Genomic DNA, 21,088 nt, shown 5'->3' with positions numbered 1-21,088 from the left:
CCGATGCTGCGGCTCGCCCCTCTTTTCATCAGTTGCAGAAGGAACCTGAAATGGCAAAATCCGCATTGTGGTGGCAGCGTGACGCCCTGAAGTGGCTGGTTCTTGCCCTGTGTGTCATGATAACCGGCTATCTGGTTGTTCTGATGTATGCCCAGGGCGAATACCTGTTCGCTATTGTCACGTTGATTCTGCTCAGCAGCGGCCTGATTATTTTCTTCCGCCGCCGGGCTCAGGCGTGGCGCTACGTTTGGCCCGGACTGGCAGGCATGGTGCTGTTTGTGCTGTTTCCGCTGGCCTGTACCATCGCTATCGCGTTTACCAACTACAGCAGCACTAACCAGCTCTCTTTTGAGCGGGCGCGTCAGGTACTGCTGGATCGTCAATTTCAGGCGGGTGACAGCTACGCATTTTCCCTCTGGTCAACGGCGGATAAAGAGTGGCGCCTGCTGCTGAAAAGCCCGGAAAACAAACAGTTTATTACCCCGCCCTTTTCCCTCGCTGGCAAAGGTGAGCAAACACTTACTCTTACAGAAACCCAGCAAGAACCGGCAGGTGAGCGCGCCATGCTGCGTGATATCACTCAAAATCGTCAGGCGCTTTCACAGCTAACGGCACGTCTACCGGACGGTACGCAACTGCGCATGAGTTCGCTGCGTCAGTTCTCTGGCACTCAGCCGCTCTACCGCCTCGGCGAAGATAACTCGCTGACCGACAAACAGACCGGCAAAGTCTGGTATGCCAATGACGAAACCGGCTTCTGGCAGACCAAAGATGCCAACCAGCAGTGGACCAGTGAAAAACTCAGCCCTGGTTATACGGTGGCGGTGGGCTGGGATAACTTCCTGCGCGTATTGACCGATAAGGGAATTCAGCAGCCTTTTATCGCTATTTTTATCTGGACGGTCATTTTCGCCGCGCTCACGGTATTGCTGACCGTGGCGGTAGGCATGGTGCTGGCCTGCCTGATGCAGTGGGAAGCGCTAAAAGGACGTGCGGTGTATCGCCTGCTGCTGATCCTGCCCTATGCGGTTCCGGCCTTTATCTCTATTCTGATCTTCAAAGGGCTGTTTAACCAGAGCTTTGGCGAGATCAATATGATGCTTGACGGTCTGTTCGGCATCAAACCTGCCTGGTTCAGCGATCCGGCTATGGCGCGTACCATGCTGGTAATTGTGAATACCTGGCTTGGCTATCCCTACATGATGATTCTGTGTATGGGGCTGCTCAAAGCGATTCCCGACGACCTGTATGAAGCCTCAGCGCTGGACGGCGCCACGCCGATGCAAAACTTTTTCCGCATTACGCTGCCGCTGCTGGTTAAGCCGCTTACGCCGCTGATGATTGCCAGCTTCGCCTTTAACTTTAATAACTTCGTGCTGATTTTGTTGCTTACCGACGGCGGCCCTGACCGGCTCGGCACGACCACGCCAGCAGGCTATACCGACCTGCTGGTGAGCTACACCTGGCGCATCGCCTTTGAAGGCGGCGGCGGTCAGGATTTCGGCCTGGCAGCCGCTATCGCTACGCTGATTTTCCTGCTGGTCGGCGCGCTGGCGCTGTTTAACCTGCGGTTCACCCGTATTAAGACAGATTAAGGAGCGAGAGATGGCGATGGTTCAACCCAAATCACAGAAGCTGCGGCTGGCGCTGACGCATCTGTTGCTGCTCGGCTTTATTGTGCTGATTATGTATCCGCTGATGATGGTGCTGGCGATTTCTCTGCGTCCCGGCAACTATGCGATCGGCAGTCTGCTGCCGGAGCATATCTCCTGGGACCACTGGAAGCTGGCGCTGGGTTTCACCGTCACGCACGAAAACGGCAGCGTTACCCCGCCCCCTTTTCCGGTGCTGTTGTGGCTGTGGAATTCAGTAAAAGTGGCCGCGATAACTGCCGTTGGGATTGTTGCGCTTTCCACAACCTGCGCCTATGCTTTTGCCCGTATGCGATTCCGCGGTAAGACGACGCTGCTGAAAGGAATGCTTATATTTCAGATGTTTCCCGCTGTACTTTCGCTGGTAGCGCTTTATGCTCTGTTCGACCGTTTGGGACAGTACATTCCCTTTATCGGCCTGAATACCCATGCCGGGCTAATTTTTGCCTACCTCGGCGGTATCGCCTTACACGTCTGGACGATTAAAGGCTATTTTGAAACCATTGATGGTTCGCTGGAAGAAGCAGCGGCGCTGGACGGCGCAACGCCATGGCAGGCTTTCCGCTTAATTTTACTGCCGCTTTCTGTGCCTATTCTTGCCGTGGTGTTTATTTTGTCTTTTATTGCTGCCGTGACGGAAGTGCCCGTCGCCTCGCTGCTGTTGCGTGATGTTAACAGTTATACGCTGGCGGTGGGTATGCAGCAGTATCTGAATCCGCAGAACTATCTGTGGGGAGATTTTGCCGCGGCGGCGGTGTTATCTGCGCTGCCGATTACGCTGGTGTTTCTGCTGGCGCAGCGCTGGCTGGTTAGCGGTTTAACCGCTGGCGGCGTGAAGGGTTAATGATTTTTATTGCCATTGTTGCCTTTGTTGTTATTGCCACTGCTAAGTTGTGTCCTGTGTATATTCAGGCGGCCTGTTGGCCGCCTTTTTTTTATTCGCGCCTGAGTCGGTTGCTATTGGCCAGCCACAGCGTAACAACCAGAATCAAGATAGCGGCAGAATAGCAGAGCGTGTCGAAAGGATCTTTATGGTCGACCACAATCAGCCGGATGATGGCCGTGATGCCGATATAAATAAAATAGCGCAACGGGAAATGGTAACCCGACTGGAAGTATTTAACGATAAGCGCAATAAACTCGAAATAAAGAAACCAGATGACAATGCCTTCGATCAGCAAATAAGCCGAGGCGGCTTCGCCAGTATTCAGCAGGACGTTTGCCAGGTGGATAGTCTCTTTGCCCAGAAAGACGATCAGAATAAGGCCCAGAAACAGCAGGCCGATGTTTAATATCCATTGCAGGACGGTGGCTATCATTTTTTCACTACTCATTGTTATGCCCTTTTACGTACGTGGTAACCGGCATCTGCCGAGCTGACATCATGACAGAATGTGACCAACATCACATTATGTTACGCATAAAAAAACGCCCTGACCGAAGGCAGAGCGTTTCCAGTGTTGCTGAACGGCAGTGCTAATCAGCGGAAGTGAATATCACGGTCGCTGGTCATATCATACAGCTGATATTTACGGCCCAGCATCTGTCCGCCATCGCGCGTCAGCGGCGTCCAGTTAACCTGAGCGCGGCCACGGTTGTGGGTAACGGTAAACAGATCCATCGGCACGGAAATATAGAACCCTTTGGTGAAATTGCCCTCGCCATATTCGTTACCGGAGACGTTGGTTAAGGTAGCGTAAGCGCCCACCGTCACGCCGCTGTCGAAGCGTTTTGAGACGTCAATCGTGCCGCCCTTATCTTTCGCCAGATATTCGCCCACGCTCATTTTCACCAGCACGTTATTCATAAACCACGGCTGCCAGTAGGCGGTGAGATGGCCGGTCGGCGCCGTGTAGTTAGTGAATTTCATCATGTTGTCCCAGTCGCGCTGTTTAACATAGTTTGCATCTATGCCAACAGCCCAGCTGGCATCGAGCGGACGATAGAGCACTTCTGCCCCTACGCCGCCATACATGGTTTCCAGATAGCCGCCGTACACCTGGCCATAAAAACCGTTGCCAAAGTGCTGGAACCAGTTCGCCTGCAAATTGTTAACGTAAACGTTATTTTTTACATAATCGCGAATATGGGTACGCACGCGCGGCAGTGAGGAGTCGATCGGCCGACCATCGTAGTTGAACTTGTCGTAGTTGTTGGCGAGGTTGGCAAAGAGGCCGCCGCCTACCAGCAGATGCTGCGTCAGCCAGTAATCGGCGTTGGCATTAATGCCCGCCTGATACATATAAAAGCTCTCGGGGCCGCCAACCGACTGATTCAGTACCGGGGAAAGGCCGTAGCTCAAACGCCCTTTCTCAATATAGTACCCTTGTTCGGTTTTACCCGGATCGACCGGATCTACACGATGCTGCGCCAGCGGCTGCTCGTGCCCCAGCGGGTAGCCTTCCAGCTGCTGACGCAGGCTACTGACGTTGGTTTCCGTGGTGACCTGCGGCAGGTTATAACGCGTTTGGGTTACGCGCAGCGTATCGATATTTTCCGGCAAATTATTCATCAGAATAATGTTGGCACGATCGACGCCCTGCTGCGTATCCCGATATTTTACCTGCTCGCCTGTAACATAGAGGGTACGCTCTTTCACCTGCAGATTCGGCGCATCCAGTCCGGCGTTATATTTCAGCTGCGTCAGCTGATTAGCTACTGCCGTATGCTGGAGGATTTCCGGCTGCGGTTGCGGACGATAGCCCGGCTTGCTGCTGTCGAGATGGCGCGTGCTTAACGCGTTGAAATTGCTGCGCAGGGTAAAACCAAAGGTGAAGGTGTTGCCGCGCTCATAGCTGGCGTTGATATCGGCCCAGTCCGTCAGGCGATAGACAGCGCCGACGTTGACTTTGCTGCGCTGCTCCAGCCGACCGGCGTAGTCGCCCTGATAGTCGTTGCCTTCATACTCCAGCTTCAGACGCAGCGGCTGCCATGGCGTCTGATATTCAATGCCGCCGAAGATCGATGCCGGTCCCTTAAACAGTTCGTCACCGTTGACCGAGCCTGCTGAGCCAAAGCCTCCACGGCGACGGCAGAATTTATCGTCATAGGAACAGAAGGGGTTTTTGATATTGCCGCTGTTGCCGAGATAGCCCCAGCCAATGCCCAGAGTAAAGTCGAGCGGTCCCCAGGCTTTGGTCGCCACCAGATATTCGCTGTCGAACAGTCCGGTGCCGCCTAAATCGCGTATGCCCAGCGCCACTTCAGGCAGCCAGTAACCTTCCTGCCATAGCCGCAGCTTGATATCAAAAGCCTTATCTTTATAACTTTGATCGCCGCTAAAACCGTCCACCCGACTGTAAAGCCGCGTGCGCACATCGGTGTAGCGTACGGTGGTTTCCAGCCAGGGAAACAGCATCAGCGAAGCGGAATAGAATCGATACTGATTGTTATTCCGATAGTTAAGGCTGAATTCGCCCTCTTTAGCCATTCGCGCCGTTGGCACCTGCATCAGGCCAACCCCGCCGAAATCTGACTGTGACGGGCCAATGGGTTCGCCCCACGTTGCCGCCTGCGCCTGGCAGGCAGCCGCTACGCAAACAGCGAGCAGGCTGAGAAGCATGTTTGTTTTCATCAGTCAGGGATCCGGTGCGTCAAAACAGAGATGATTTGCTGGTTAAGGTCGTGGTATTCGTCCGGCAGCGCCCAGGAAGAGAAGCCGAGATAGATGATGCTGCCCGGCGCGACTTCCACATGACGATGATTCCAGTAGGCTACCGGCACTTCCCGGATAGCGCCGTCTGGCGCAATAACCGTTGCCACATTGCGCTCTGCGCCACTCAGGCGCGCATGACCGACAAGGTAATCACGCGTATCGCGCCCCGGCTGCCAGACCACTTTACCGCTGTCGGCAATGGCGCCGGCCAGCGTAATGCTGGTGGGGCGTTGCAGGGTGTAGAGGCTGTACTCTCCTTCCAGACGCCGATTGGCCTCCGGACGTAGCCGTATCCAGTCAGGATCGAGCGAGGTGAATTGTCTGCCGGTTACCCGCACCGTTTTTAGTTGTTGCAACACAGCATTGATCGCCGCAGCGCGCGCGCCCTCTGCGCTTGCCGCCCAGCGTTGTAATTTTGCCAGCGTCTGGTGGTAATGCTGCTGCGCCGCTGCCGTTGCCAGCGACTCCGCAATGACCGTACCGGGCCACCAGCTTCGATCCTTCACCGCCGGACTGGCAAGTAGCTGAGAGAGCGTTTGTGCATCACTGACCACGGCGGTTTGCGATGCGTTGGGGTAATAAATTGTCACCTGGCTATCCGCCAGCGCGTTAAATGCGAGGCCGCCAAGCAGGCTGGCTAAGGCAAGAATGTTTTTCATGATTTTGCGGGCTTCAGAATGGTGATCTCGACCGGCAGCGTATCCGCTCCCACCTGCTGTGCGCTCTGACGCACCTCGCCGCTGATGGCATCAATCCAGAAAGTGTTTTGCCATTCCGTACCGTTCGCGGCGATGGTCACCTCTTCATGCCAGACCCGGCAGGGGATCTTTTGACCCGCCAGCGTCAGTACTTCGTCATGACCGCGGATAAAACGTGAAGTCGCGCTACTCGCGCGCAGCTGGCCGTTCTCGGTCCAGCTCATGATGCGCGTCCAGCTTTCACCCTCACGAATCTGCAGTGAATGCGCTAAGGGATCCTGCTGTAAATTATCCACTTCCAGCAGGTTGTCGCTCAGGCCCAGGGTTTTTACCAGACGGCCCTGCTGCGTGACCAGCATCGCCCGATCCTGCGTTACCCATTTCTGTTGGCCTTGTTCGGCATAGCCCAGCACCAGGAAGATGCGCTGACCGCCGTTGATACGCAAATACATGCTGGCGTAAGGCAGTGATTCTATTTTTTCATCCGATACGGTGACATCGTCCGGGCCCATTACCGCCAGCTTCGCGGTATCAACCAGCCCCTGTTGCGTTTGTGTACACGCTTGTAACAACAGACAAAGAAACAGCAATGGAATATGGCGCACCTGTCTATCCCTGTGTGAGTTCGGCAAAGTCAGAAAATAACCACACGGGCGTGTGGTTATGATTAAAAACCGCGTTAGCGGGTCGTGCTGGTCGTGGTTGTGGTGGTGGTTCCGGTATTGGTTCCATCCCCACCGCCGGATGCCGCCAGGCCAACGCCTACCAGCGCGCCCAGGGCACCAATACCTACTGCAGTGGTGCTGCCTGCGGAAATGGCTCCCGCTTCAGCGCCTGCTGCCGCACCGGCTTCAACCGGAGCGGCAAAGGCAGCCGAACCGGATGCCAGATACAGCGCAACCGCCGTGGCACATACTATTTTTTTCATACTGAATTTCCCTTCATGAAATGAATGGATGATTTGCCTGGATGGTTCCAGGCGGCTCCAGTATAGGGCAACAAATTACCAGAAATTAGGGCGTGGCGGGGTGAGAAGAACAGCAAGATGAGATAGCATTAAAATCCAGAACAAAAGGCATGTCTCATATTTTTCATTGGTAAAATGAATAAAACTTAGCAGTTAAAACCAATTAAAAACAAAATTTCAGAATATTTAAATAAAGGCCTTGTTTTGATTAAAAATTAATCAAAATCATTTATTTTTTAATGAACTTTTATACATTAATCTTTATATTTCAAAATATTAAAAAAATATCAGCGCCTGTTTAGCGCCACTTTTAACCAGAGAGGTTTAGGACTAATCCTGCGTTAATTTTCGGCTCTAATCGATATTTTAAGAAAATGCTTAGAGCAAAAAAGCCAATTTCGCCATCTTTGCTGTCAGGAAATGAAATATCGATCGCAAAAATGCATTTTTTCACGCCTGAAATCATGCGGAGGAATAAAAAAGGCGCCGTACAGGGCGCCTTTGCGATTCAGGCCAGCGATTAACGCCAGGCTTTATACAGATTGATCAGGCCATTGGTAGAGCTGTCATGGCTGGTTACTTCCTCGCCATTTTCCAGCTCAGGCAGAATACGGTTAGCCAGCTGTTTGCCCAGCTCAACGCCCCACTGATCGAAAGTGAAGATATTCAAGATAACGCCCTGGGTAAAGATTTTATGCTCATAGAGCGCAATCAACGCGCCCAGGCTGTACGGCGTAATCTCACGCAGCAAAATAGAGTTTGTCGGACGGTTGCCCTCAAACACTTTAAACGGCGCGACATGCTCCACGGATTTCGCATCTTTGCCCGCATCGGCAAACTCTTTTTCCACCACTTCGCGTGACTTACCAAAGGCTAACGCTTCGGTCTGAGCAAAGAAGTTAGAAAGCAGTTTTGCGTGATGGTCGCCCAGCGGATTATGGGTAATAGCCGGTGCGATAAAGTCGCAAGGAACCAGCTTGGTGCCCTGATGGATCAGCTGATAGAACGCGTGCTGTCCGTTGGTGCCCGGTTCGCCCCAGATAATTGGGCCTGTCTGATAAGAGACCGGATTACCGTTGCGATCGACATACTTACCGTTGGACTCCATATTGCCCTGCTGGAAGTAAGCCGCAAAGCGATGCATATACTGGTCATACGGCAGGATAGCTTCGGTTTCAGCGCCGAAGAAATTGTTGTACCAGATGCCGATCAGCGCCAGCAGTACCGGCAGGTTCTGCTCCGCCGGGGTTTCCGCAAAGTGCTTATCCATCGCATGGGCGCCGCTCAGCAGCTGCTCGAAATTATCGAAGCCCACAGACAGGATGATAGAGAGACCAATTGCTGACCACAGAGAGTAACGGCCGCCAACCCAGTCCCAGAACTCAAACATATTGGCGGTATCGATACCGAACTTAGCGACTTCTTTGGCATTGGTGGAGAGCGCGGCAAAGTGTTTCGCTACCTGCTGCTCGTCGCCCGCTGCGTTCAGGAACCAGTCACGCGCACTGTGGGCGTTGGTCATGGTTTCCTGCGTGGTAAAGGTTTTTGACGCGACCAGGAACAGCGTGGTTTCCGGGCTCACTTTTTTCAGCGTTTCAGCGATGTGCGTGCCGTCCACGTTGGAAACAAAGTGCATGTTCAGATGATTTTTATAAGGGCGCAGCGCCTCGGTCACCATATAGGGACCAAGATCGGAGCCGCCGATACCGATGTTAACCACATCGGTGATAGGCTTGCCGGTATAACCTTTCCATTCGCCGCTGATGATGCGCTCAGAAAAAGATTTCATCTTCTCCAGCACCGCATTCACTTCTGGCATGACATCTTTGCCATCTACCAGGATCGGCGTCTTGCTGCGGTTGCGTAGCGCAACGTGCAGCACAGCGCGATCTTCAGTGCGGTTGATCTTCTCACCCGAGAACATCGACTTAATTGCACCTGCCAGATCGGTCTCTTTTGCCAGCGCCTGTAATTTTTCCAGGGTTTCCGTAGTGATACGGTTTTTTGAGAAATCCACCAGCATCTGGTCATCAAAGGAAGCGGAGAATTTCGCAAAACGATCGCTGTCCTGGGCAAACAGGTCGGCAATACGTACGTCTTTCATCTGTTGGTAATGCTGCTGCAGGGCCTGCCAGGCAGCGGTTTGCGTCGGATTGATATTTTTCATGGCAACACTCTTATGTTTTAACAACCGTAATTCTGACCGGACGTCATCTTACCTGTTGACCGTGACTCACTTTCCTTTTCCTGCAACAGGTTACGACTATTGTAGCGGTGAGCACGCGCTAGCTTTTTCTCACCCTTTGCCCGGGACTCATTATAATTCAGGCTGCGGTGACCGTAGCCGCAAGGTATTTCAGTATGACGATTCTTACCGTTGAAAGGAAAAATTTTTATGCCGCTCTCTGCTCCATTACTGCTGGTGATCATTGGCTTCAGTTCACTGATGGCCCAGTGGATCGCCTGGTTACTGCGGCTTCCAGCGATTTTACCGCTGTTGGTTTTCGGAATCGTACTCGGTCCGATAACGCATGTCTTGCAGCCTGATGCGCTGTTTGGCGATCTGCTGTTTCCGCTGGTTTCACTGTCGGTCGCCATCATTCTGTTTGAAGGCGCGCTTACGCTGCGCGTCGATGAAATTCGCGGCCTCGGCGGCGTAGTGCGTAACCTGATTGTCATCGGTATGCCGGTTACGTTTACCGTTATTAGCCTCGCCTGCTGGCTGCTGCTGAACTTCCCACCTGAACTGGCGGCGCTGGTCGGCGCGGTCACGGTGGTGACCGGCCCAACGGTGATTGCGCCGCTGATGCGCGTGGTGCGTCCCAATACTGCGATCAATCAGGTGCTGCGCTGGGAAGGCATCGTTATCGATCCGGTAGGCGCTATTTTTACTCTGCTGGTCTTTGAATTCATTGTGCTGCGTCAGCATGCTGAATCGTTATCGCATCTGTTCTGGACGCTGGGCGTTACCGCAGCGGTGGGTCTGAGCATCGGCGCGCTGGCCGGCTGGTTACTGGGTATCGCCCTGAAACGCGTCTGGCTACCCGGTTATCTGCAAAACTTTGGCGTACTGGCGATTGTGTTAACCGCCTTCGGCGTATCCAACGCGCTGGCCGATGAGTCGGGCCTGCTAACCGTGACCGTAATGGGCATCTGGCTGGCCAATATGCGGGATGTGGATCTGCGTGACATCATCGCCTTTAAAGAGGAACTGTCGGCGCTGCTGATTTCCGGCCTGTTTATTATTCTTGCCGCCCGGCTGGATATTGGCGCGCTGCTGACGCTGGGCTGGCCGCTGGTAGCGGTGCTGCTGGTGGTGCAGTTTATCGCCCGACCGCTCTGTATCGCGCTCTCTACCTGGGGATCCTCCCTGCACTGGCGCGATCGCGTGCTGCTGAGCTGGATCGCGCCGCGCGGCATTGTGGCAGCGGCGGTCAGCGCGCTTTTTGCCCTGACGCTGGCGCGCAGCGGGTATGCGCAGGCCGACCGGCTGGTAACAGTGGTGTTTGCGGTGATTATCGGCACCGTCGTTTTGCAAAGCCTGACCAGCGCCCCGCTTGCTCGCTGGCTGCGCGTTCAGCAGCAGCGTCCGCGCGGCGTGTTGATTATCGGCGCTAACGCCGTCGCGCGGGCGTTAGCGCTGGCGCTTCAGCGGCTGGATATCCCGGTGATGCTTACCGACAGCAGCTGGGAATCTTATCGTCAGGCCAGAATGGAAGGCATCCCTGCCTATTACGGTAATGCCTGGTCAGAACATGCGGAAAACTACCTCGATCTTAGTGATATTGCTCAGGTACTGGCGCTGTCACCCAACCGGCATCAAAACGCGCTGGCGGTTTATCATTTTAGCCATATCTTCGGCGCAGCGAAGGTGGCTTCGGTTCGCTCCGGATCGTCGCTGACAGGTCGTGGTGATACTGAAAGTCCGCGCTTCCGTCGGCATGAGACGCTTTTCGGCGCAGAGCAAACCTGGAGTCATCTCAGCGCACTGTTGGCGAAAGGCGCAACCATCAAAGCAACCCAGCTAACGGAAAATTTCGGCTGGCAGGATTACCTGGCAACGCATCGGGGCGCGATCCCACTCTTTGCGCTACAAGAGAACAGACAGCTGGTGATTATGAGCAACGCTGCGCCGCCGGAAGTGCCCTGTACGCTGATTGCGCTGGTACAAGTTGAGAATTCTTCAAATGGCAGTGATTGACAGCAGCGACAGAACCCGATATTTGTAAACGGTTAGTTGCGCAGCGATGCGCAAGCCAGAAGAGGCGCGTCGCCCAGGCAGTGTGTCAGAGGAGCCGTATCCGGTGAAGACACATCAGGGGGAGCGACGCCGAGGCAATATCTCCACGGCAGAGATGTTGTCGACTGCAGAGGCTGAATCCTCTGGGTTGTCACCAGGCGCGTGCGACAGTCGGACGCGCCGCAAGGTGGGGCGCTTCTGGGTGATCGTAGTTGTTCCCCCTCTACGTCTGCCCCGTTTCTGCTCTTCCCTTGTGCCAAGGCTGATGGAATTGAACCTGACACGGGGTATCTATGTTGCAATCTGAATTAATCGTTGCCAAGTTTGGCGGCACCAGCGTAGCGGATTTTACCGCCATGAACCGCAGCGCCGATGTGGTGCTGGGCGATGCTAATGTGCGCCTGGTGGTGCTGTCCGCTTCCGCCGGCGTTACCAACCTGCTGGTGGCCCTGGCCGAAGGCCATGAACCCACACAGCGCTATGCGCTGCTGGATGAACTTCGCCGTATTCAATACGCTATTGTCGATCGGCTGCAGCAGCCGGAAGTGATCCGCGAGGAGATCGACCGCATGCTGGAGAATATTGCCATGCTGGCCGATGCGGCGGCGCTTGCCTCTTCGGCGGCGCTGACCGATGAGCTGGTGAGCCACGGCGAGCTGATCTCCACTCTGCTGTTTGTGGAAATCCTGCGGGAGCGCGAAGTGGATGCCGAATGGTTCGACGTGCGTAAGATCATGCGCACCGACGATCGCTTTGGCCGCGCCGAGCCGGATGTCAGTATGCTGGCCGAATTAAGCCACCAGCTGTTGCGCCCAAGGCTGGAACAGGCGCTGGTGATTACCCAGGGCTTTATCGGCAGCGAAGCGAAAGGTCGCACTACCACGCTGGGCCGGGGCGGCAGCGATTATACTGCTGCGCTGCTGGGCGAGGCATTGCAGGCGCAGCGCATCGATATCTGGACCGATGTTCCCGGCATCTATACCACCGATCCGCGCATCGTTCCGACGGCGCAGCGCATCGATAAAATCACCTTTGAAGAGGCGGCCGAAATGGCCACCTTCGGCGCTAAAGTACTGCACCCGGCAACGCTGATGCCTGCAGTGCGCAACGATATCCCGGTTTTTGTCGGCTCCAGTAAAGATCCTGCCGCTGGCGGCACGCTGGTCTGCAATGAGACCGAAAACCCGCCTTTATTCCGTGCGCTGGCGTTGCGTCGCAAGCAAACGCTGCTGACGTTGCATAGCCTGAATATGCTACATGCGCGCGGCTTCCTGGCGGAGGTGTTTGCTATTCTGGCGCGCCATCATATTTCTGTTGATCTGATTACCACCTCCGAAGTGAGCGTGGCGCTGACGCTGGATACCACTGGCTCAACCTCTACCGGCGACAGTCTGTTAACCCAGGCGCTGCTGACCGAGCTCTCCTCGCTCTGTCGCGTAGAGGTAGAAGAGAATCTGGCGCTGATCGCCCTGATCGGCAACAAGCTGTCGCAGGCATGCGGCGTTGGCAAAGAGGTCTTCGGCGTACTGGAGCCTTTTAACCTGCGCATGATCTGCTATGGCGCCAGCAGCTATAACCTCTGTTTCCTGGTGCCAGGCAACGATGCCGAGCAGATAGTGCGCACCCTGCATCGCAATCTATTTAAGAGCTAATGTTTAACGCTGTCAGCGGCGCGGATGTAAAATAAACGTAACCTGACAGCAAACGCCTGCCATTTTTATAAGGATATCTGGCTATGCTTACCAGGATAACCCGGCTGTTTCCGCTGTGGGCGATTTTGCTTTCAGTGGCCGCCTATTTTTCCCCCGGCACCTTTACCGGCATCGGCCCCTGGGTTTCTTATTTGCTGATGCTGATTATGTTCGGGATGGGCGTTACCTTGCATATCGATGATTTTAAGCGTGTGCTGGTGCGCCCGGCTCCGGTTATCGCCGGTACCTTTTTGCATTATCTGGTGATGCCGCTGGCTGCCTGGCTGCTGGCCAGGCTGTTTCAGATGCCGCCCGATCTGGCCGCAGGCATGATTCTGGTGGGCAGCGTAGCCAGCGGCACAGCATCTAACGTTATGATCTATCTGGCGAAAGGCGATGTAGCGCTATCGGTAACTATCTCTTCCGTTTCGGCGCTGGTAGGCGTGTTTGCCACACCCTTGCTGACGCGTTTTTATGTAGACACGCATATTGAAGTGGATGTGGTCGGCATGCTGTTGAGCATTATCAAAATCGTGGTGATCCCTATCGGCCTCGGTCTGATGGTTCATCACACCATGAATCGCGTGGTAAAGCGCGTGGAACCCTGGTTGCCCGCGTTTTCCATGGTATGCATTTTGTTGATCATCAGCGCGGTAGTGGCCGGTAGCCAGGGCTTTATCGGTTCGGTGGGCCTGGTAGTGATTGCGGCAGTGATTCTGCACAATGCCATCGGGCTGTTAGGCGGCTACTGGGGCGGCAAGCTGTTTGGCTTTGATGAGTCAACCTGCCGTACGCTGGCACTGGAGGTGGGAATGCAAAACTCCGGACTGGCGGCCACACTGGGCAAACTTTATTTCTCGCCGCTGGCAGCCCTGCCCGGCGCGCTGTTTTCCGTCTGGCATAACCTTTCCGGTTCACTGCTGGCGGGTTACTGGTCTGGCAAACCGGTTAATAAAAAATAAGCCCGGGAGATTTGCCAGCCTGAAAGGCTGGCAAAGCTTCACTCTTTATCCCGTTCGTCGTCCGGCTGTTCCAGCACGCTATAGGCTATCGCGCAAAACAGCGAGTTAAGCCGCTTCATATCACCCAGCAATCCCAGATGCAGCGAGCTGGTTTCAATGCTCTGCACATTTTTCTGATGCAGGCGATCAACATGCTCATGTGAAAAGCGGCGGTTCATAATGCGAAAACGGTGTTTAGCCCGGCGCAGACGCTTCGCGCTGGCGATATCACGCGACAGAAATACCGAGAGCGCCAGCCGCAGATTATTCAGCAGCTGTTCATGCAGTTGCTCCAGCTCTCTTAACCCTTCCGGCGAGAAAGCGCGGCGCGCGGCCAGCGACTTATCAGCCACGTCGCCGCTCATGCGTTCGATAATATCGCCCGCCTGCTCCAGGTTCAGCGCCGTTTCGATAATTTCGGCCCAGCGGCGTGAATCTTCCTCTGGCAGATCCTCTTTCGGCATGCGTGCCAGATAGAGTTTGATGGCGGTATAAAGCACATCCACATCATCATCGAGTCGCCGGATTTCACGCTCCTGGCGCGGCTCGCCGTGCATAACCTTATAGAAATTATCCATCATCATTTCCAGCACATCGCCCATGCGCAGGGTTTCACGCGCGGCGTTAGCCAGCGCCAGCGCTGGCGTATCCAGCGCGCTGCGATCGAGATGTTTTGGTTTCAGACGCGCATCGTTTTCCTGATCGTCGCGGATCAGCCGCTTACAGAGCCGCGCCATGGGATCGGCAAAAGGCACCATAACCAGACAGCGGATCAGGTTGTAAAAAACATGGAAGAAGATCACCAGCTCTTCATCGGGCACCGGCAATTTATCCAGCCACGGCGACAGCACATGGACAAAAGGCAGCACTAAAACACAACCAATGCCCTTAAACAGCAGACTGCCGAGCGCCACCCGCTTACCGGCTGCGTTGGAGCCGCTGTTATTCAGCATCGCCAACAGCCCGCTGCCGAGGTTAGCGCCGATCACCAGGCAAAGAGCCACCTGAAATGAGATAACGCCGGTCGCCGTTAGCGTTGCTGTTAGCAGAACCGCTGCCAGACTGGAGTAGCTGATAATAGCGAACACCGCGCCGATCAGCGCATCCAACATAATATCGCCGGTCAGCGACGAGAACAGTACCTTAACGCCGGAAGCCTGCGTGATTGGCCGGGCCGCCTCCACCACCAGTTGCAGCGCCAGCAAAATCAAGCCAAGACCGATACTGGCTCGCCCCAGTTGGCCTGCGCGCGTTTGCTTACGACCAAGAAAGAAAACCACGCCAAAAAAGATAAACAGCGGCGACAGCCAGGAGAGATCAAAGGTCAGCACGCGCGCCATGATCGCCGTACCCACATCAGCACCAAGAATAATCACCAGTGCCGGCGTCAGGCCGACCAGGTTTTGCGCCACAAATGATGTCACCAGCAGCGTGGTGGCATTGCTGCTCTGCACCAGCGCCGTCACGCCAATCCCGGCAACAAAGGCCATGGGTTTCTTTTCTACGCTGCGGCTGAGCACGCGCCGCAGATCGGCACCGTAAACGCGCATAATGCCGGTGCGCACAATATGGGTTCCCCATACCAGCAGCGCCACCGCAGAAAGTAAATTAAGCAGGGTTAACACGGCTATCTGACTCCTTTATGCCGGGCTACAACAGCATTTACAGCCCGCCCGGCGGGAATGCAGTAAATGAAAGAATTCTCCTTACACGCTCCGCAGGATCCTGTTTTTAGGGTATTTTTCAGGCGGCACACGCGGGGATTAATCTATTAAATGTAGACCAGACGGGGCTGGCACGGGGGAAAGTTAATGGGCGTTATGCAGGGGTATACGCCCTGGCTGGGCAACGTTGCAGAAGTTGCCGGCCCAGAGCAGGGCCGGCGATCTGTTTATCAGTCGGCGTCGTAACCAAGATGGGGTGCCAGCCAGCGCTCTACTTCGCTTATTGTCATGCCTTTACGTGCAGCGTAATCTTCAATCTGATCGCGCTGCAGCTGCGCCACGGCAAAGTAACGACTGTCAGGATGGCTAAAGTACCAGCCGGAAACGGAAGCACCAGGCCACATGGCGAAGGACTCGGTCAGCTTCATGCCGGTATGACGCTCCACATCCAGCAGCTGCCAGATGGTGGCTTTCTCGGTATGCTCGGGGCAGGCCGGATAACCAGGCGCAGGTCGAATCCCCTGATAGTTTTCACGAATCAGCTCTTCATTGCTAAGGTTTTCATTGGCGGCATAACCCCAGATCACCTTACGTACCCGTTCGTGCAGATATTCAGCAAAGGCCTCGGCCAGACGATCGGACAGCGCTTTAACCATTATCTTGTTGTAGTCGTCATGTTTGCGATCCCAGGCTTCCGCCAGCGCATCCTCTTCCAGCCCACCGGTCACGGCAAACGCTCCCAGGTAGTCCGCTTTTCCGCTCGCCTTCGGCGCAACAAAATCTGCCAGACAATAGTTCGCGAAACCCACCTTCTCCGTTTGCTGGCGTAAATGGTGGCTGACGGCAATCACATGCGATCGCGACTCATCCTGATAAATTTCAATGTCGTCGCCAACGCGGTTCGCCGGAAAAATCCCCACCACGCCCCGTGGCGTGAGGCTACCGTCAGCACTCAGCCGATCGAGCATGGCATTCGCATCGGCAAACAGGCGCTGAGCCTCTTCGCCAACCACCTCATCTTCAAGGATGCGCGGGTATTTTCCCGCCAGCGACCAGGTCATAAAGAATGGCGTCCAGTCGATATAGTGGCGCAGAGTCTCAATTGACGCTTGCACCTCGCTGACGCCCAACCGGTGTGCGCCGGGCGGCGTGTACTGCTCCCAGTCAAAGGCGAAATCATTTTCGCGCGCGGCCTGTAAGGTAACCGGCGGCGTGCGCGGCTTTTTACGCCCGTGCTGAATACGCACCGTTTCATACTCTTTACGCGTACGGGCCACAAAACCCTCGTACTGCTCAGGCGACAGCAGCGCAGAAACCACGCCAACGGTACGCGAGGCGTTCTGCACGTAAACCGTCGGGCCGCTGTAGTTCTGTTCGATTTTTACTGCGGTATGCGCTTTAGAGGTGGTGGCTCCGCCAATCAACAGCGGCAGGGTAAAGCCCTGACGCTCCATCTCTTTTGCCACGTTGACCATCTCATCCAGCGACGGAGTAATCAGCCCTGACAGGCCAATAATATCCGCCCGTTCTTCACGCGCGGTTTTAAGGATTTTCTCCGTCGGCACCATGACGCCAAGATCGATAATTTCGTAGTTATTGCACTGCAGCACTACGCCAACAATATTCTTACCGATGTCATGCACATCGCCTTTTACCGTGGCCAACACAATTTTGCCGTTGGTGCTGCCGACCGCCTTACTGGCCTGAATATAGGGTTCCAGCCAGGCCACCGCCTGCTTCATAACGCGTGCCGACTTCACCACCTGCGGCAGGAACATCTTCCCTTCGCCAAACAGATCGCCAACCACATTCATACCGGCCATCAGCGGCCCTTCAATTACCTCAATGGGACGATCCGCCTGCAGACGCGCCTCTTCGGTATCCTCTTCGATAAATTCAGTGATGCCCTTCACCAGCGAATATTCCAGCCGCTTCGCCACATCCCAGCTGCGCCATTCCGCCTGCGGTTTGGTGCTGTCATCTGCCGCTTTGCTGCCGCGATATTTTTCCGCCAGCTCCAGCAGGCGTTCGGTACCGTCATCGCGGCGGTTTAGAACGACATCTTCTACCGCATCGCGTAGTTCGGCGGGCAGATCGTCATAAATCGCCAGCTGGCCGGCGTTAACAATCCCCATATCCATGCCGTTGCGGATAGCGTAATAAAGGAATACGGCGTGAATCGCCTCACGTACCGGATCGTTGCCGCGAAACGAGAAGGAAACGTTAGAGACGCCGCCGGAGATTAGCGCATGTGGCAACTCCCGTTTGATATCCTCACAGGCACCGATAAAGTCCATCGCGTAGTTATTGTGTTCATCAATCCCGGTCGCAACGGCAAAAATATTTGGGTCGAAGATGATATCTTCCGGCGGGAAGCCAACCTCTTCCGTCAGAATGCGATAAGCGCGTCGACAGATTTCGATCTTACGCGCCCGCGTATCCGCCTGCCCGACCTCATCAAATGCCATTACCACCACCGCCGCACCGTAACGGCGTACCAGTCGCGCATAATGGATAAAGGCTTCCTCACCCTCTTTCATCGAAATAGAGTTAACGATGCCTTTGCCCTGGATGCATTGCAGCCCTTTTTCGATCACATCCCATTTTGAGGAGTCGATCATGATCGGCACGCGCGCAATGTCGGGTTCACCGGCAATCAGATTAAGGAAACGCACCATCGCCGCTTCAGCGTCGAGCATTCCCTCATCCATATTGATATCGATGATTTGCGCACCGCTCTCTACCTGCTGACGTGCAACATCCAGCGCCTCGTTGTATTTCTCTTCTTTAATTAACCGCTTGAATTTTGCTGATCCGGTAACGTTAGTACGTTCACCCACGTTAACAAACAGCGAATCGGCACCAATGTTCAGCGGTTCCAGACCGGACAGGCGACAGGCAACCGGCAACGTCGGCAGCTTGCGCGGCGTCACGCCTTCGATCGCCTGTGCCATCGCGGCGATATGCGCTGGCGTGGTTCCACAGCAGCCGCCGACGATATTTAAAAAACCGGCATGCGCCCACTCGGCAATCTGCTCCGCCATCACCGCAGCATCCAGATCGTATTCACCAAAAGCGTTAGGCAGACCGGCATTCGGATGGGCGGTGACGTAACATTCGGCAAGACGCGACATTTCGGCTACGTACTGACGCAGTTCGTCCGGCCCCAACGCGCAGTTCAGCCCAAAAGAGAGCGGTTCGGCATGGCGCAGCGAGTTATAAAACGCTTCGGTTGTCTGTCCGGAAAGGGTACGGCCTGAGGCATCAGTGATGGTGCCGGAGATCATCAGCGGCAATGAAACACCCAGCGCGTCAAACTCGCTCTGGATAGCAAATACGGCGGCTTTTGCGTTCAACGTGTCGAAAATGGTTTCGATCATGATGATATCTACGCCACCTTCAATCAGCGCGCGTGTTGATTCGCGGTAGGCAATAACCAGTTCATTGAAAGTGACATTACGGAACGCAGGATCGTTTACATCAGGAGAGATTGAGCAGGTACGGTTGGTCGGGCCCAACACGCCGGCAACATAGCGTGGTCGCTCCGGCGTTTTTGCACTCCATTCATCGGCGCAGGCGCGAGCCAGTTTGGCTGCTTTATAGTTGATTTCTGTCGAGAGCGCTTCCATATGGTAATCCGCCATCGCAATAGTGGTGGCGTTAAAGGTGTTGGTTTCCAGAATGTCAGCGCCCGCTTCAAGGTAGGCATTGTGGATGGCGCGGATAATCTCCGGCTGCGTCAGCACCAACAGATCGTTGTTGCCTTTCAGGTCGCTACGCCACTCTGCGAAGCGCTCGCCCCGGTAATCCTGCTCTTCCAGACGGTAGCTCTGGATCATGGTGCCCATTCCGCCGTCCAGCACCATGATGCGCTGTGCCAGCTGCCGATGCAGCGCGTCGATTCTGTCTGTCACTCTTGCTTCACCTGTTTTGGTTATTTTTAGTACCGTCTGCGGCACAGTCTGGCATAATTTTTGTACGACTCAAAGCTGCCTCTGGAGCAGGATTCAGATCAGCCGCGTTCTTAATTGATGCAACGGCAGTTGATATCCATTACTCCAGGGTAGGGTTCATATGGCGTAAGTCGTAAGGTGTTATTTGATAAACGTAATAGTTGAGCCAGTTGGAAAACAGCAGGTTTCCATGGCTGCGCCAGCTGGCGCGTGGCTTCTGCGTCGGGTCGTTGTGCGGAAAATAGTTATAAGGGATCACCGGGTTTAATCCCGCTTCGCTATCGCGTTGAAATTCTCCTGCCAGCGTTAGCGCATCATATTCAGGGTGGCCGGTAACAAAGGCCAGCCGCTTATCTTTACTGCCCAGCAGATAGGGGCCAGCCTGCTCAGATTCTGCGAAGATCTCCAGATCGGTATAGTCACGAATTAGCTGAGCGGGAAAGTCCGCATAGCGGGAGTGCGGCGCAAGGAAAGTATCGTCAAAACCACGCGTTAATAAGGCATGCGGATGCAACGTTTGATGTTCATAAACGCCTGACAGTTTGGTAGCGCGGGTTTGTTTTGGCAGGCCATACAGAATATTAAGCGCCGCCTGTACCGCCCAACAGACAAACAAGGTAGAAGTGACATGCTCTTTCGCCCAGTGCAATACGCGCTCTATTTGCGGCCAGTAAGCCACATCCTGAAAATCGACCAGCCCCAGCGGCGCACCGGTAACAATCAAACCATCGTAGTTATCATGCTCAATGTCTTCAAAATTGCAGTAAAAATTATTGAGATGCTCCATCGGCGTGTTACGGGATTCACGACTATCGATACGTAACAGCTGAATATCTATTTGTAGCGGGGAGTTCGAGAGCAGACGTAAAAACTGATTTTCCGTCTCGATCTTTTTTGGCATCAGATTCAGTACCAGCACTTTAAGCGGTCGGATTTCCTGAACGCTGGCGCGAGAATGTGTCATAACAAAGACATTCTCCTGGCGTAAACAGTTTACGGCTGGTAATTCATCAGGTACCCGAATTGGCATAGCCTTTCTTCCTCACTATATACGTTTATACGTTTAGACATCCAGATGCCCGAAGATAGCCTGCCAGAGCCAGAATGTCGAGACTTCAGCCAGTAATTGAAAATGTTTCATTCAGGAAATTAAAAAAGCTATGAAGGCACAGGGAAAAAGAAAAAATGGTTATAACGCAGAAGGGATGGGTGAGGTACAACAGTAGGTAATAAGAGATCGCCAGACGCGAAAAAGCCTCAGCTTTCGCTGAGGCTCCGTCGTTATCTGATGCCTGGCAGTTCCCTACTCTCGCATGGGGAGGCCCCACACTACCATCGGCGCTGCGGCGTTTCACTTCTGAGTTCGGCATGGGGTCAGGTGGGACCACCGCGCTCTCGCCGCCAGGCAAATTCTGTTTCCGCACGCCGCCCGCAGGGCCACGCACGCGTATCCGTCAACAACACTGAAAATTCTCAATTCCCAAAACGCTTCCGGCGTTGTAAGGTTAAGCCTCACGGGTCATTAGTACCGGTTAGCTCAACGCATCGCTGCGCTTACACACCCGGC

At 54.6% G+C, this 21,088-nt stretch carries 14 protein-coding genes, 1 rRNA gene and 1 riboswitch; of the genes, 5 read left to right on the top strand and 10 right to left on the bottom strand.

The window, feature by feature from the left end; all coding sequences use genetic code 11:
- Window positions 1-50 precede the first annotated feature (50 nt).
- Both malF and malG read left to right on the top strand, forming a co-directional pair.
- Window positions 51-1,595 (top strand): maltose ABC transporter permease MalF, encoded by a 1,545-nt coding sequence (gene malF, locus ACQE32_RS13045; RefSeq protein WP_426973116.1) that lies wholly within the window; start codon window positions 51-53, stop codon window positions 1,593-1,595.
- Between the two features lie 10 nt (window positions 1,596-1,605).
- On the top strand, window positions 1,606-2,496 hold the full coding sequence (malG, locus tag ACQE32_RS13040) for a maltose ABC transporter permease MalG (RefSeq protein ID WP_085069615.1): 891 nt from the start codon (window positions 1,606-1,608) through the stop codon (window positions 2,494-2,496).
- Between the two features lie 91 nt (window positions 2,497-2,587).
- Here the strand turns inward: malG and psiE are convergent, their stop codons facing one another.
- The 6 genes from psiE to pgi form a co-directional block, all read right to left on the bottom strand.
- Complete coding sequence (gene psiE, locus ACQE32_RS13035) at window positions 2,588-2,986, bottom strand: phosphate-starvation-inducible protein PsiE (protein ID WP_426973115.1); 399 nt, start codon at window positions 2,984-2,986, stop codon at window positions 2,588-2,590.
- A 146-nt stretch (window positions 2,987-3,132) separates the two neighbouring features.
- Window positions 3,133-5,226, bottom strand: a complete 2,094-nt coding sequence (locus ACQE32_RS13030; protein ID WP_427021900.1) for a YjbH domain-containing protein — start codon at window positions 5,224-5,226, stop codon at window positions 3,133-3,135.
- Window positions 5,226-5,966, bottom strand: a complete 741-nt coding sequence (locus ACQE32_RS13025; RefSeq protein WP_427021899.1) for a capsule biosynthesis GfcC D2 domain-containing protein — start codon at window positions 5,964-5,966, stop codon at window positions 5,226-5,228. The genes ACQE32_RS13030 and ACQE32_RS13025 overlap by 1 nt, the downstream gene beginning before the upstream one ends.
- On the bottom strand, window positions 5,963-6,610 hold the full coding sequence (locus ACQE32_RS13020) for a YjbF family lipoprotein (RefSeq protein WP_426973110.1): 648 nt from the start codon (window positions 6,608-6,610) through the stop codon (window positions 5,963-5,965). Before ACQE32_RS13020 ends, ACQE32_RS13025 begins: the two co-directional genes overlap by 4 nt.
- A gap of 74 nt (window positions 6,611-6,684) precedes the next feature.
- Window positions 6,685-6,933, bottom strand: a complete 249-nt coding sequence (gene yjbE / locus ACQE32_RS13015; RefSeq protein ID WP_085069605.1) for an exopolysaccharide production protein YjbE — start codon at window positions 6,931-6,933, stop codon at window positions 6,685-6,687.
- Between the two features lie 559 nt (window positions 6,934-7,492).
- On the bottom strand, window positions 7,493-9,139 hold the full coding sequence (gene pgi, locus ACQE32_RS13010) for a glucose-6-phosphate isomerase (protein ID WP_426973108.1): 1,647 nt from the start codon (window positions 9,137-9,139) through the stop codon (window positions 7,493-7,495).
- Window positions 9,140-9,367: 228 nt separating this feature from the next.
- On the opposite strand from pgi, the gene ACQE32_RS13005 reads away from it, so the two are divergent.
- The 3 genes from ACQE32_RS13005 (at window position 9,368) to panS (ending at window position 13,865) form a co-directional block, all read left to right on the top strand.
- Window positions 9,368-11,173 carry a cation:proton antiporter gene (locus ACQE32_RS13005; RefSeq protein WP_427021898.1) on the top strand — a complete coding sequence of 602 codons (1,806 nt, stop codon included), beginning with the start codon at window positions 9,368-9,370 and terminating at the stop codon, window positions 11,171-11,173.
- 51 nt (window positions 11,174-11,224) lie between these two features.
- Window positions 11,225-11,418: riboswitch (Lysine riboswitch) on the top strand.
- A gap of 87 nt (window positions 11,419-11,505) precedes the next feature.
- Window positions 11,506-12,864 carry a lysine-sensitive aspartokinase 3 gene (gene lysC / locus ACQE32_RS13000; protein ID WP_426973104.1) on the top strand — a complete coding sequence of 453 codons (1,359 nt, stop codon included), beginning with the start codon at window positions 11,506-11,508 and terminating at the stop codon, window positions 12,862-12,864.
- An 83-nt stretch (window positions 12,865-12,947) separates the two neighbouring features.
- The gene (gene panS / locus ACQE32_RS12995; RefSeq protein WP_427021897.1) at window positions 12,948-13,865 is read left to right on the top strand and encodes a ketopantoate/pantoate/pantothenate transporter PanS; all 918 of its coding nucleotides are present in this window, start codon (window positions 12,948-12,950) and stop codon (window positions 13,863-13,865) included.
- A gap of 38 nt (window positions 13,866-13,903) precedes the next feature.
- On the opposite strand, the gene ACQE32_RS12990 is transcribed toward panS, so the two are convergent.
- The 4 genes from ACQE32_RS12990 to rrf form a co-directional block, all read right to left on the bottom strand.
- Complete coding sequence (locus tag ACQE32_RS12990) at window positions 13,904-15,529, bottom strand: Na/Pi cotransporter family protein (protein ID WP_426973102.1); 1,626 nt, start codon at window positions 15,527-15,529, stop codon at window positions 13,904-13,906.
- A 269-nt stretch (window positions 15,530-15,798) separates the two neighbouring features.
- On the bottom strand, window positions 15,799-19,482 hold the full coding sequence (gene metH, locus ACQE32_RS12985; protein ID WP_427021896.1) for a methionine synthase: 3,684 nt from the start codon (window positions 19,480-19,482) through the stop codon (window positions 15,799-15,801).
- 139 nt (window positions 19,483-19,621) lie between these two features.
- A complete protein-coding gene (gene metA, locus ACQE32_RS12980) occupies window positions 19,622-20,551 on the bottom strand; it encodes a homoserine O-succinyltransferase MetA (RefSeq protein WP_426973099.1) in 930 nt (309 codons plus the stop codon).
- A gap of 260 nt (window positions 20,552-20,811) precedes the next feature.
- Window positions 20,812-20,927, bottom strand: a 5S ribosomal RNA gene (gene rrf / locus ACQE32_RS12975).
- Window positions 20,928-21,088 lie beyond the last annotated feature (161 nt).

The organism is Pantoea sp. FN0302 (assembly GCF_050113775.1).
In the GTDB taxonomy this organism is placed as follows: domain Bacteria; phylum Pseudomonadota; class Gammaproteobacteria; order Enterobacterales; family Enterobacteriaceae; genus Mixta; species Mixta alhagi.
This window is presented reverse-complemented; position numbering and strand designations above follow the sequence as displayed.